At 65.9% G+C, this 12,780-nt stretch carries 15 protein-coding genes; 7 read left to right on the top strand and 8 right to left on the bottom strand.

Annotated elements, in window-relative coordinates; translation table 11 throughout:
• Window positions 1–67: 67 nt before the first annotated feature.
• Window positions 68–1,027, bottom strand: a complete 960-nt coding sequence (locus LB551_RS08315) for a TAXI family TRAP transporter solute-binding subunit (RefSeq protein WP_224658838.1) — start codon at window positions 1,025–1,027, stop codon at window positions 68–70.
• A 262-nt stretch (window positions 1,028–1,289) separates the two neighbouring features.
• Between LB551_RS08315 and LB551_RS08310 the strand changes: the two genes are divergently transcribed.
• Both LB551_RS08310 and LB551_RS08305 read left to right on the top strand, forming a co-directional pair.
• Complete coding sequence (locus LB551_RS08310) at window positions 1,290–1,658, top strand: YciI family protein (RefSeq protein ID WP_140554494.1); 369 nt, start codon at window positions 1,290–1,292, stop codon at window positions 1,656–1,658.
• Window positions 1,659–1,665: 7 nt separating this feature from the next.
• Entirely contained in the window at window positions 1,666–2,910 is a 1,245-nt protein-coding gene (locus tag LB551_RS08305) for an RNA polymerase sigma factor (RefSeq protein WP_224658837.1), read from the top strand.
• A 34-nt stretch (window positions 2,911–2,944) separates the two neighbouring features.
• On the opposite strand, the gene LB551_RS08300 is transcribed toward LB551_RS08305, so the two are convergent.
• The 6 genes from LB551_RS08300 to hrcA form a co-directional block, all read right to left on the bottom strand.
• Window positions 2,945–3,571: a glutathione S-transferase family protein gene (locus LB551_RS08300; protein ID WP_224658836.1), complete on the bottom strand. Its 627-nt coding sequence runs from the start codon at window positions 3,569–3,571 to the stop codon at window positions 2,945–2,947.
• 173 nt (window positions 3,572–3,744) lie between these two features.
• On the bottom strand, window positions 3,745–4,725 hold the full coding sequence (cysK, locus tag LB551_RS08295; RefSeq protein ID WP_140554498.1) for a cysteine synthase A: 981 nt from the start codon (window positions 4,723–4,725) through the stop codon (window positions 3,745–3,747).
• Window positions 4,726–4,917: 192 nt separating this feature from the next.
• The gene (locus LB551_RS08290; RefSeq protein ID WP_224625351.1) at window positions 4,918–5,535 is read right to left on the bottom strand and encodes a LysE family translocator; all 618 of its coding nucleotides are present in this window, start codon (window positions 5,533–5,535) and stop codon (window positions 4,918–4,920) included.
• Window positions 5,536–5,661: 126 nt separating this feature from the next.
• Entirely contained in the window at window positions 5,662–7,032 is a 1,371-nt protein-coding gene (locus LB551_RS08285) for a PQQ-dependent sugar dehydrogenase (RefSeq protein ID WP_224658834.1), read from the bottom strand.
• A gap of 116 nt (window positions 7,033–7,148) precedes the next feature.
• Window positions 7,149–7,343 carry a hypothetical protein gene (locus LB551_RS08280; RefSeq protein ID WP_140554504.1) on the bottom strand — a complete coding sequence of 65 codons (195 nt, stop codon included), beginning with the start codon at window positions 7,341–7,343 and terminating at the stop codon, window positions 7,149–7,151.
• Between the two features lie 37 nt (window positions 7,344–7,380).
• On the bottom strand, window positions 7,381–8,478 hold the full coding sequence (hrcA, locus tag LB551_RS08275; RefSeq protein ID WP_140554505.1) for a heat-inducible transcriptional repressor HrcA: 1,098 nt from the start codon (window positions 8,476–8,478) through the stop codon (window positions 7,381–7,383).
• Between the two features lie 229 nt (window positions 8,479–8,707).
• On the opposite strand from hrcA, the gene rph reads away from it, so the two are divergent.
• From rph to LB551_RS08250, 5 genes are all read left to right on the top strand, one after another.
• The gene (rph, locus tag LB551_RS08270; protein ID WP_140554507.1) at window positions 8,708–9,424 is read left to right on the top strand and encodes a ribonuclease PH; all 717 of its coding nucleotides are present in this window, start codon (window positions 8,708–8,710) and stop codon (window positions 9,422–9,424) included.
• Between the two features lie 183 nt (window positions 9,425–9,607).
• Window positions 9,608–10,018, top strand: a complete 411-nt coding sequence (locus LB551_RS08265; protein ID WP_224658832.1) for a VOC family protein — start codon at window positions 9,608–9,610, stop codon at window positions 10,016–10,018.
• Complete coding sequence (gene rdgB, locus LB551_RS08260; protein ID WP_224658831.1) at window positions 10,018–10,680, top strand: RdgB/HAM1 family non-canonical purine NTP pyrophosphatase; 663 nt, start codon at window positions 10,018–10,020, stop codon at window positions 10,678–10,680. The genes LB551_RS08265 and rdgB overlap by 1 nt, the downstream gene beginning before the upstream one ends.
• Window positions 10,677–11,855, top strand: a complete 1,179-nt coding sequence (hemW, locus tag LB551_RS08255) for a radical SAM family heme chaperone HemW (protein ID WP_224658830.1) — start codon at window positions 10,677–10,679, stop codon at window positions 11,853–11,855. The genes rdgB and hemW overlap by 4 nt, the downstream gene beginning before the upstream one ends.
• Before the next feature lie 168 nt (window positions 11,856–12,023).
• Window positions 12,024–12,458, top strand: a complete 435-nt coding sequence (locus tag LB551_RS08250) for an EamA family transporter (protein ID WP_140550510.1) — start codon at window positions 12,024–12,026, stop codon at window positions 12,456–12,458.
• 73 nt (window positions 12,459–12,531) lie between these two features.
• Here the strand turns inward: LB551_RS08250 and LB551_RS08245 are convergent, their stop codons facing one another.
• Window positions 12,532–12,711, bottom strand: coding sequence for a hypothetical protein (locus LB551_RS08245; RefSeq protein WP_140491829.1), 180 nt, complete (start codon window positions 12,709–12,711; stop codon window positions 12,532–12,534).
• Window positions 12,712–12,780: the final 69 nt, after the last annotated feature.

Here is a 12,780-nt window from a genome sequence, read left to right as displayed (position 1 = left end):
CCCTTGTGGGGGAGATGCCCGGCAAGGCAGAGGGGGGCGCCTGGCGAAGACATGTCCGATTACCCGCCTATTTCAACAGCCCCTTCTCCTTGTAGTACCGCTCCGCGCCCGGATGCAGCGGCACCGGCATGCCGTCGAGCGCCTTGGCGGGGTCGATTGCCTTGGCGGCGGCGTGGGCGGCGGCGAGCTGATCGAGATGCTCGAACATCAGCTTGGTCATCTGGTAGGCGGTCTCGTCGGAAACGTCGGCGCGGGTGACGAGGAAATTGCCGACGGCCGCGGTCGCGACATCATCGGCCTGGCCCTCATAAGTGCCCTTGGGGATAACGACCGACAGATAGGGGGCGCCGATCTTGGCGACATCCTCGGCCGGCACGGCGACGACATTGATCGGCACCGAGGTGGCGAGGTCGCGGATCGAGGCGACGCCAAGCCCGGCCGACTGCAGCGTGGCGTCGAGCTGGCGGTTCTTGATCAGCTCGACCGATTCGGCGAAGGGCAGGTATTCGACCCGGCCGAGATCCTCGTATTTCAGCCCGGCGGCGGCGAAGATGGCACGCGCATTAAGCTCGGTGCCGGAGGCCGGCGCGCCGACGGACAGGCTCTTGCCCTTGAGGTCGGCCAGCGTCTTGATGCCGGATTCCTGGCTGGCGACGATCTGGATGTAGTTGGGGTAGATGGCGGCGATGCCCCGCAATTTGTCGAGCTTGCCGGGGAAGCCGGCTTCGGCATTGCCTTCGGCGGCCATCTTGACGGAATCGCCGAGCGCGAAGGCGATCTCGCCCTTGCCCTGCTGCAGCAGATTGAGGTTCTCGACCGAAGCTTTGGTGGCCTGCACCTGGGTGCGGGCGCCTGCGATGCCCTTGCTGTAGATTTCCGACAGCGCCACGCCGAGCGGGTAGTAGACGCCCGACGTGCCGCCGGTCAGCACGTTGATGAATTCCTGTGCCCTGGCCGAGGCAATGCCGAGCCCAAGTGAAAGCGCCATTGCGCCGGCCGCAACGAACTTCGTTCTGAAATGGAACATCCGGTTTCCTCCCTGAAAATATTGGCTGCCGCACCACCTCCTCGATGCGAACCGGCCGAGTTTAGACGGCGGGCCGCAAATGCCAACCCGCAATTGCATTCATTAGACGAACGGTTGAATGGATGCGGAAACAGCTCCCGGCTTGCGCGGGACGCGACCCTGGCCGAAAGATTTTTTCCGGCACCTGTCGAAATCGGCCCTTGCCGCGCGACATATGTCCGGCTCGCAAGGACGCGGCCTATGAAACCACGGGAGAAGACCCATGCGATACATGCTTTTGATCAACAACGACGAAGCCGCACTGGCGAACACGCCGATCGAGAAGGCCCAACAGATGAGCGCGGCCTATGGCGCCTATACCGAAGCGTTGAAGAAATCCGGCGCGTGGCTGGCCGGAGAAAGGCTGCGCCCGACCCAGGCAACCACCTCGGTGCGGATCACCGACGGCAAGACCAACGTGATCGACGGCCCCTATGCCGACACCAAGGAACAGCTTGCCGGCTTCTACATGATCGAGGCGCCCGACATCGATACCGCCATCGAATGGGCGGCGCGCTGCCCAGCGGCCAGCACCGGCACGGTCGAGTTGCGGCCGATTTGGGAAATGGCCGAATACATGCCCAAGAAATGACGATGTGATGGACAGCAGCGAGCAGATTGCCCGGGCAGCCGCCGAGGCCGCCGCCCGGCAAAGCTACGGCAAGCTGGTCGCCTGGCTCGCGGCGCGCACGCGCGACGTGGCCGCCGCCGAGGACGCGCTGGCCGACGCCTTTGCCGCGGCGCTCGAACGCTGGCCGCAGACCGGCGTGCCGGAAAAGCCGGAGGCCTGGCTGCTTGCCGTGGCAAGGCGGCGGCGTGTCGACGCGGTGCGGCGGCGGCTCACCAGCGAAGCCGGCCGCGACCATCTCAAGCTGATTGCCGAGGAGGCGGATGCGTGCATGACCGACCAGGACCTGCCCGACGAACGGCTGCGGCTGATGTTCGCCTGCGCGCATCCGGCGATCGAGCCTGGCGTGCGCGCGCCATTGATCCTGCAGGCCGTCCTTGGCTTCGACGCAGCGACGATCGCCTCCGCCTTCCTGGCCCCGCCGGCGACAATGGGCCAGCGTCTGGTGCGGGCCAAGGCCCGCATTCGTGAAGCCGGCATTCCGTTCCGCGTACCGGAGCGGGCCGAACTCGGCGAGCGCCTGGATACCGTGCTGGAGGCCATATACGCGACCTTCGCCGAGGGCTGGTCCGACCCGGCGGGCACCGAGACGCGGCGCCGGAACCTGGCCACCGAAGGAATCTGGCTCGGCAGGCTGGTGGCCTCGCTACTGCCGGACGAACCGGAGGCGCTGGGCCTGCTTGCGCTGATGCTGTTCGCCGAGGCGCGCCGCGCCGCGCGCCGCGATGGGTCCGGAGAGTATGTGCCGCTCGCCGAGCAGGACCATGCGCTGTGGGATCACGGGCTGATCGACGAGGCGGAAGCCCTGCTCGGCCGCGCCGCCACTCTGGACGCCATCGGCCGCTACCAGCTCGAAGCGGCCGTGCAGTCCGTCCACGCGGCGCGGCGGCTGAGCGGCGAGACCGACTGGGTGGCGATCCGCGAATTCTACGATGCCTTGCTTTCGATCGCACGATCGCCCGTGGTGGCGATCAACCGCGCGGTGGCGATCGCCGAAGCTGAGGGCGCCGTGGCGGGGCTGGCGGCGCTGTACGTGCTTGGCGACGACAAGCGGCTCAATGATTACCAGCCCTATTGGGCCGCGCGCGCCGGCCTTCTGGCCAGGCTCGGCCAGGTGCCGCAGGCGGTCGAAGCCTATGACCGGGCGATCGGCCTCGAAAGCGATCCGGCGGTACGCCGTTTCCTGCAGGTAAAACGCGCGACGCTCAGGCATTGAAATGCTTGAGCGCGGTGCTTTGCCGACGGCCCGTTCAGCCCGGCCACATTTCGTGCGATGCGTTGAGCGTCTTCATCAGCGGGTGCTCGCGAAGCTTGGCCCACAGGCGTTCGATGTCGGGCCAGGCGGTGCGTGCCTTACCGCTGTCGGGATGCCAGGCCACCAGCATGGCCAGATAGATATCGGCCACCGACATCGCCTCGCCTGCCAACCAGTCGCGGCCGCGCAGGGCGGCATCGACGACGGCAAAGCCGCGGTCCATCTCGGCCAAGGCCGCCTGCTTGACGGCCTTGGCGCCGTCGGCGTCGACCGTGTAGCGCGGCGCGTAGTAGAAACGCAGCACCGCCGGATAGAGGGCGGACGACATGAACGCCATCCAGCGCAGGAAGTCGGCGCGGGCCGGGGCATCGGCCGCCGGCGCCAGCCCGGCCCGCGGATGGCGTTCGGCGAGCAGGATGCAGATGGCTGCCGATTCGGTCAGCGAGCTTCCGTCCGGCAAGGTCAGCACCGGCACCTGGTTCAGGGGGCTGATGGCCAGGAAAGCGGGATCGGGCCGGTCGGATTTCGGTACGTCGATCTGCTCGAACGGCGCCTTGGCCAGCGCCAGGGCCGCCTCGACAACGAAGCCGCCGCTGCCGGGACGGGTGTAGAGCTTGTACATGAGGTCCTCCGCCGGCCCTGCGGGGCCCCGGGGCGATATGAACCGGAAGCAGGGCGCTGCTCAAGCCCGCGGCATCCGCCACGGCTGGTTTTTCAGCGGGCCAGGCGAGCAGCGGCAAGACCTTTTGACGTCGGCGCGAAGGATCGCGGCGAATCTATGCTGCGTGCCGCGTACTACGCCCCCAAACCCTCGAACAGGATGGTCGACAAGTAGCGTTCGGCGAAGGACGGGATGACCACCACCAGGTTCTTGCCTTTGTTCTCCGGCCGCGAGCCGACGACGATCGCCGCCTGCAAAGCGGCGCCCGAAGAGATGCCGACCGGCACGCCTTCCAGCCGGGCGACGAGGCGGGCATTGGCGACCGAATCCTCGTTCGAGACCGTGACGATTTCGTCATAGATGGTGGTGTCGAGGATTTTCGGCGCGAAGCCGGCGCCGATGCCCTGGATCTTGTGCGGGCCGGGCTGGCCGCCTGACAGCACCGGCGAGGTTTCCGGCTCGACCGCGACCACATGCAGCGAGGGCTTGCGCTTCTTCAGCACCTGGCCGACACCGGTGATAGTGCCGCCGGTGCCGATGCCGGAGACGATGATGTCGACCTCGCCATGGGTGTCGTTCCAGATCTCCTCGGCCGTCGTCGTGCGATGGATCTCGGGATTGGCCGGGTTCTCGAACTGCTGCGGGATGATGGCGTTGGGGATGGTGGCCGCCAGTTCGTCGGCCTTGGCGATGGCGCCCTTCATGCCCTTCGGCCCTTCGGTCAGCACCAGTTCGGCGCCGAGCAGCGCCAGCATCTTGCGGCGCTCGACCGACATGGTTTCGGGCATGGTGAGGATCAGCTTGTAGCCCTTGGCGGCGGCGGCGAAGGCAAGCGCTATGCCGGTATTGCCCGAAGTCGGCTCGATCAGCGTCGTCTTGCCGGGGGCGATCTTGCCCGATGCCTCGAGCGCCTCGATCATCGCCACGCCGATACGGTCCTTGACCGAGGCGATCGGGTTGAAGAATTCGAGCTTGGCGATGAGATGGGCAACGATGCCCTTCTCCTTGGCGAATTTGTCGAGCCGCACCAGTGGCGTGTCGCCGATCGTATCGGTGATGGAATTGTAGATGCGGCCACGGCCGGGAACACGAGCGGAGGCGGCGGACTTGTTCATTGGTTTGGCTCCCAGAATGTCAGGCGGATGGAACTGATCTCAGACGGATGGCCGCCAGGATAGGCCTTCCACGGACGCAAGATAGACCGTCGCCCGAAAATATCCGAGTGGGGCGCGTGTCTAAAACGCATCGGCCTCGGAAAAGCATTCCCGCAAAAGCCGAGCCGGCGGAATGCTTTGGCAAAAATGGCCCTATTGGCGGGCGGCGATCGCCGCCGCCGCGCCGACCATGAAACCGGCCGCGGTGCGGTTCAGCGCCTTCAGGGCGCGCGGCGAGCGCAGGAACCAGCGCGCCTTGGCCGCCAGCGCCAGATAAGGCACCAGCACCACGAACAGGACGAGGACGGTGAGTGCGGCGAGGATGCCGTAATCGGCCAGCGTGATGGTCTTGAGGTCGACGATGGTCGGCGTGATGGCGAGATAGAAGATCATCGTCTTCGGATTGCCGAGCGTCACCGTCAGGCCGGCGAGGAAGCTCGACGCCAGCCCGCTCTTGCCTTTCCTGGCCTCGACCGTCTCGGGCGTGATGCCGGCGGTCCAGAAGCGCCAGCCGAGGAAGGCGAGATAGGCGACGCCGGCCCATTTGACGGCGAGGAACACCAGGCCGAAGGTCTGCGCGACGAAGGCAAGCCCAAGCACCACGGCGGTCAGATAAAGGAGGTCGCCAAGCATCAGGCCGAAGGACATGGCCAGCGAGGAGCGGAAGCCGGAGCCGAGCGCGCGCGCCACAAGCGCGGTGATGCCGGGGCCGGGAATGGCGGCGGCGAGGCCAAGGGCGGCGCTGTAGGCGAGGAAGCCGGTGAGGGTCATGGATCGAGCCTTGCGTCCGCGAAACTGCTGGGACGCCTTGTCGCACAGAGTTTCGCAGGCGGGAATTGCCTGGATCCGGATTTGGTTGCACCAGGCATGCGCCGCGCTCGGGACCTCCCAAGCGGATCAGGACCGCCCGTCGCCGTAGGTCACGCGCCAGATGGTGCCGTTGCCGTCCTCGGTGACGATCAGCGCGCCGTCATTCGCCACCGCCACGCCGACCGGCCGGCCCCAGACCTCGCCGCCGGAGGTGACGAAGCCGGTCATGAAATCCTCATATTCGCCGGTCGGCTTGCCGTCCTTGAACTTGAGCCGCACCACCTTGTAGCCGGTCCTGTTGCCGCGATTCCACGAACCGTGCAGGGCGACGAAGGCGTCGCCCCTGTATTCGGCCGGAAAACCGGATCCCGCGCGGACATTCCTGCCGTCGTAGAAGGCGATGTTGAGCGGCGCCGAATGCGCCTGCATCAGAATGTCGGGGACGGTGACCTTGCCGGCAAGGTCGGGACGCGCGCCCTTGTGGCGCGGATCCTCATTGTCGCCGATATAGTACCAGGGCCAGCCATAAAAGGCGCCTTCCCTCACTTCGGTCGCATATTCGAACGGCACATTGTCGCCGAGCGCGTCGCGCTCGTTGACCACGCACCACGGCGCGCCCGTCGCCGGCTGGATGGCCATGCCCGAACAATTGCGCAGGCCGGTGGCAACGATGCGGCCATTCTTGCCGTCCGGGTCGAAAGCCCTTACGTCGGCGCGGCCTTCCTCCGAGCCCCAGGCGGCGCCGAGCGGCTTCGACTTGGCCCAGGCATCGAGCCCGCCCCGCGGTTTCCTTGCCATGTCCTGGGCGGCGTTCGAGCCGGAGCCGACCGAGTAATAGAGCGTCTTGCCGTCCGGCGAGAAGGCGATGTCGCGGGTCCAGTGATGAGTGGCCGGAATGTCGCGGACAATCGTTTCCGGCTCGCCGGAGGCCTTCAGGTCGCCATCGCGGTAGGGAAAGCGCACGATGCTGTCGCTGTTGGCGACGTAGACCCATTGCGGACTGTCCCCGGGCGGATAGAAGGCGATGCCGTAGGGCTGGTTGAGATTGCGGGCGAAGACGCCGTCACTGACGGGTTTCGCGTTGCCCTCGCCCAGACGGTAGACGCGGATCTGGTTGGCCTCGCTGTCGGCGACGAACAGGTCGCCATTGGGCGCGACGCGCACGACGCGCGGATTGTCGATGCCCGAAGCGATCAGTTCCGCCGAAAAACCCGCCGGCAGCCGCGGCTCGGCGCCTTGCGGCCTTTGCACCGGACCGGCGCTGTTCGAGGCGGATCTGGTGACATAGGGCCTGGGCTGGTCTTGCGGGCTGATCAGCCGGCGCACGCCCGGCTTGTCGGCCCGCCAGTCACCGAATGCGGCCGCGCCCTTGAGCACCGGCTCTGTCTGCTGGGCCAATGCCGTCGCGGCGAAAAGCAATGCTGCAGGGATCGCCACGGCGCCGGCAAGTCTGATCATCCCAGTCTCCAGCTTCTCGCTTCGCTATGCATGTCGTTGTCCCAAGACCGAGGATCACATGCATCAAGGGAACGGGCGGGCTCGGCAGTCGTTCCGGACGACACGGGGAATTCGGGTCAGGTATCCGCGTCGAGATCGGCGTCGAGGTTCTTTTCCAGTTCGACGAGGTCGGCCGGCAGCGGCATGCCCATGGCGCGCATTTCGCGCAGCTTCTCGCGCAATTGCTCCTGCACTTCCCGCACATCCTCAGGCTGGTTGACCATCTCCTCCAGCAGCAGGCTGATCTGGGCCTTGAACGATTCCAGCGCCATCTTTTCTCTCCTCGGCCGTCTGGATCGATCCCAGCTCTCAGCGCAGCATGCGCGATATCAGCTGCGCCGTATAGTCGACCATCGGGACAATGCGGGCATAGTTGAGCCGGGTCGGGCCGATGACGCCGAGCGCGCCGACGACGCGGGCGTCCTTGTCGCGGTAGGGTGCCACGACCAGCGACGAGCCGGAGAGCGAGAAAAGCTTGTTTTCCGAGCCGATGAAGATGCGCACGCCCGGTCCGGCCTCGGCGAGGTCTAGCAGCTGGATCAGCCCGTCCTGCGTCTCCATGTCCTCGAACAAATGGCGCAAGAGTTCGATGTCGGCCTGGGCGGTGACGTTTTCGAGAAGATTGGCGCGACCGCGCACGATCAGGCGCGCCGGCAGGCCGCTTTCCGCGCCGGCCCACACCGCCAGCCCTTTCTCCACCAGGTCCTGCGACAGCGTGTCGAGCGCCGCCCTTGTCTCTTCCTTGATACGCGCGACCTCCGCCCGCGCCTCGGCCAGCGTACGGCCGCGAATATGGGCGTTGAGGAAATTCGAGGCCTCGTGCAATTGCGAGACGGTGATGCCGGCCGGCAGATCGATGACCCGGTTCTCGACGTCGCCGTTCTGCGACACCATCACGGTCAGCGCCTTGGTCGGCTCGAGCTGGATGAACTCGATGTGCTTGAGCGCCACCTCGTTCTTGGCGGCCAGCACCAGGCCGGCGCCGCGCGACATGCCAGACAGCATCTGGCTGGCCTCGGTCAGCATGTGTTCCAGCGTGGCGCCCGAGCCGGAGGCGCGCACCTGCGCCTCGATGCTGCGCCGCTCCTCGTCGGAGAGGTCGCCCAGTTCCATGAAGGCGTCGACGAAGAAGCGCAGGCCGGCCTGCGTCGGCAGGCGGCCGGCCGAGACGTGCGGCGCATAGATCAGGCCGAGATGTTCGAGGTCGCTCATCACGTTGCGGATGGTGGCCGGCGACAGCGAGGACGGCAGGATGCGCGACAGGCTGCGCGATCCCACGGGCTCGCCGTCCCTCAGATAGGAATCGACGATACGCCGGAAGATGTCGCGCGAACGCATATCGAGCGCCTGAAGTGCCGGCGCGGGAAGAGCGAGCGACTGCGAAGCGGGATCGACTGCCTTGGTCATTGCGGCCATAACCTCCGGTTCAAGGATATAGACTTCGCGGCGCCGCGCGCAACCCGGTGTCGCACTTGCGATCATCCCGGTGTCGCACTTGCGATCATCCGGTGTCGCGTTGCGCGATCACCCAGTGTCGCCGCGTTTGCGGTCGCCGGTCCATTTTCCTTTACGCCGTGCCCCGCATGCGTCTAAAAGCCGGCCAAGATTCAAAAAAGCTGACAAGAAAGCAGGCCGAATGCGCCCCTCCAAACGCCAGTTCGACGAAATGCGCGCCATCTCCTTCGAGCGCGGCGTCTCCAAACATGCCGAAGGCTCGTGCCTGGTGAAGTTCGGCGACACGCATGTGCTGTGCACGGCAAGCCTGGAGGAAAAGGTGCCGGGCTGGATGCGCAATTCCGGAAAAGGCTGGGTGACGGCCGAATACGGCATGCTGCCGCGCTCGACCGGCGAGCGCATGCGCCGCGAGGCCTCCGCCGGCAAGCAGGGCGGGCGCACGCTGGAGATCCAGCGGCTGATCGGCCGCTCGCTGCGCGCCGTGGTCGACCTGCAGGCGCTGGGCGAGCAGCAGATCACCGTCGACTGCGACGTCATCCAGGCCGATGGCGGCACCCGGACCGCCTCCATCACCGGCGGCTGGGTGGCGCTCTACGATTGCCTGCGCTGGATGGAAGCGCGGCAGATGGTGAGCGTCGGCAAGGTGCTGAAGGACCATGTCGCGGCGATTTCCTGCGGCATCCATGAAGGCCAGCCGGTCATCGACCTCGACTATCTCGAAGATTCCTCCGCCGGCACCGACGCCAATTTCGTCATGACAGGCAAGGGCGGCATCGTCGAGATCCAGGGCACGGCCGAGGGCGAACCCTTTTCGGAAGGGCAGTTCGCCGAGCTGATGGGCCTAGCCAAGAAAGGCATCCAGAGGCTGGTGAGTTTGCAGCAGATGGCGGTGGTTTGAATCCTGGATGCCGAGCGTGAGCGCCCCCCTCTGTCCTGCCGGACATCTCCCCCACGAGGGGGGAGATTGGCAGCTTTGGCGCTCCGTTCACTTCTACAACGAAAGTAATTGGCGAAAGCCGCGATGGCGGCTGATCTCCCCCCTTGTGGGGGAGATGCCCGGCAGGGCAGAGGGGGGCGCCTCGTGATACCCTCCGCCATTCTTGAATCAGCCCTCTACGTCACCGACCTAGCCGCCGCGGAAACCTTCTACACCGACATTCTCGGCCTCACTCCTCTCGGGAAGGTCGAGGGCCGCCATCTCTTCTTCCGTTGCGGAGCCGGCGTGCTGCTGATCTTCAACGCCGAGGCGACCAAGGTCCCGCCCGCGCCCGACGCGAGGCTGAAAGTCCCCCCGCACGGCACATCGGGCGAAGGCCATCTCTGCTTCGCGGCGACCGCCGATGAAATCAGCCGCTGGAGATCCCATCTGGAGGCGAAGGGCATCGCCATCGAAAGCGAATTCGAGTGGCCGCAAGGCGGCCGCTCGCTCTATATCCGCGATCCTTCCGGCAATTCGATCGAATTCGCCGAGCCGAGAATCTGGGGACTTTGATGCATTCACTCGACGGAAAAAAGATCGTCGTCGCCAGCCACAATGAAGGCAAGCTGCGCGAATTCGCCGATCTGATGGCGCCGTTCGGATTCGAGGCGAAATCGGCGAAGGACTATGGCTTGCCCGAACCCGACGAAACCGGCACCACCTTCGAGGAGAACGCCTATATCAAGGCGTTCGCCGCGGCCAAGGCGACGGGCCTGCCGGCGCTGTCGGATGATTCGGGCCTGTGCGTCGACGCGCTCGACGGCGCGCCCGGCGTCTACACCGCCAACTGGGCTGAAACGCCTGATGGCAGCAGGGATTTCGGCATCGCCATGCAGCGCACCGAAGTGGCGCTGCAGGAAGTCGGCGCGGCCACGCCCGCGCAGCGCACGGGACGCTTCGTCGCCGTCATCTGCCTCGCCTTTCCCGACGGCGAGGCAGAATATTACCGCGGCGAGGCCGAAGGCACGTTGGTCTGGCCGCCGCGCGGCGAGCTCGGATTCGGCTGTGACCCGGTGTTCCTGCCGGACGGCTTCGAAAAAACTTTCGGTGAGATGAGCGCCGAGGAGAAACATGGCTGGAAGCCCGGCCAGGCCACGGCGCTGTCGCACCGCGCCCGCGCCTTCCAGAAATTCGCCCAAGCTCGATTGGGTCTGGCCAGGTTAGGCTCGGCATGATCAGGCCCGGCGCCACCATGCCGCTCGACCGCAGCCCCGGTTTCGGCGTCTATGTGCATTGGCCGTTCTGCGCGGCCAAGTGCCCTTATTGCGACTTCAACAGCCATGTCCGCCACCAGCCGGTCGACCAGGAGCGCTTTGCCGCCGCCTTCGAGGCGGAACTGGCGACGATGCGCCAGCGCACCGGCCCGCGCGAGGTGACCAGCATCTTTCTCGGCGGCGGCACGCCGTCGCTGATGAAGCCGGAAACGGTAGCAAGGGTCCTGGACGCCGTGGCGAAGAACTGGACGGTGCCCGACGACATCGAGGTGACGCTGGAGGCCAATCCCTCCTCGGTCGAAGCCGAACGCTTTCGCGGCTATCGCGCGGCGGGCATCAACCGGGTCTCGCTCGGCGTGCAGGCGCTGAACGACAAGGATTTGCGCTTCCTTGGCCGGCTGCACAATGTGGACGAAGCGCTGCACGCGATCGGACTCGCGCGGGAGATATTCCCAAGGCTCTCCTTCGACCTGATCTACGCACGGCCAGGCCAGACGCCGGAGGCTTGGGCATCGGAGCTCGAACAGGCGATCGGCCACGCCGCCGACCATCTGTCGCTCTATCAGCTGACCATCGAGGAAGGCACGCCGTTCCACGCGCTGCACGCGGCGAAGAAATTCATCATCCCCGACAACGACCACGCCGCCGACCTTTATGCGCTCACGCAAGAGGTGACATCAGCCCATGGTTTGCCGGCGTATGAGATCTCAAACCACGCCCGGCCGGGTGCCGAAAGCCGGCACAATCTGACCTACTGGCGCTATGGCGAATATGTCGGCGTCGGCCCTGGCGCGCATGGCCGCTTCGTCGAGAACGGCCACCGCGTCGTGACCATCGCGGAGAGGATGCCGGAAACCTGGGCCAATCTGGTCGAGGCCAAGGGCCATGGGGTCACCGGCGGCGAGACCCTGACGCGCTCCGAAGAGGCTGACGAGTTCCTGCTGATGGGACTGAGGCTGGCGGAAGGCATCGACCTGTCGCGCTACGAAGCGTTTTCCGGGCGCGGCCTGTCGAGCGCACGGCTGTCGGTGCTGCAGGGCGAAGGCCTGGTGGCGCCGATCGGCAACGCCCGCCTGCGCGCCACGCCCGCCGGCATGATCGTGCTCGACGCGGTGGTGGCCGATCTGGCGCGGTAGGCCCCCACATCCACCAGTGAAGTCATCCACCAGCGGAGTAATGCGAAGCGGCGCGCAGATCCGAGGAGGACGAAGGCGGGATCCCGCTCTCAATCCCGAAGCCGGAGATTGCGCTTCTGGAGGCGCGGGTTTCACGTTATCTGGACCCAGGACATCGCGAGGCCCGAAATGAACCTGACGCTTTCCTGGCAATTCTGGGCGCTGCTGTCAGCGGCGTTCGCGGCACTGACGGCGATCTTTGCCAAGGTGGGCATCGAAACGATCAATTCCGATTTCGCCACCCTCATCCGGACAGCCATCATCCTGGTCGTGCTTGCGGCCATCCTCGCCGCCAGTGGCCAATTCCAATCATGGGCCTCGATCTCCGGAAAGACCTGGCTTTTCCTCGGCCTGTCGGGACTGGCGACCGGAGCCTCGTGGCTCTGCTATTTCCGCGCGCTGAAAATCGGCAATGCAGCGCAGGTGGCGCCCATCGACAAGCTAAGCGTCGTGCTTGTGGCGGTGTTTGGCGCGGTCTTTCTCGGCGAGCGGCTCACCAGTGCGAACTGGCTTGGCGTCGCCCTTATCGCGGCGGGCGCGGTGCTGGTCGCTTATCGAGGGTAGTGCTGCGCCGTGGCGGGCGTTCTTGGTTTCGAGACGGGTGATGAAAATATCGAAGCGATTGGGCATCGTCCGGTCAGTGCTCCGTCGTGCTGTCGGGTTCGTTGTCGGGTAGCTTGATCTCTGGTGGCGGGCGGCGCGCGGGCCCCTGCTTGCCGTCTGTGGTGGCGGGCGGCTTCCCGTCTCCTTGCGCGGCAAAGCGCTTGCGGCCTGCATAGTAGGGCTCGAAAGCGTCCTGTATCGTCAGTCTGTCCATCCTGTCCTCCCGGGGGAATCAGGGGCTAAATCTGCGAAAGCCGGTTTCGTTCCCTACTGTGGCGAAGGA

Origin of the sequence: Mesorhizobium sp. BR1-1-2 (assembly GCF_020165435.1) — a bacterium.
GTDB lineage: Bacteria > Pseudomonadota > Alphaproteobacteria > Rhizobiales > Rhizobiaceae > Mesorhizobium.
Note: the sequence above shows the minus strand (reverse complement) of the source record. Positions and strands in the feature narration are given on the sequence as shown.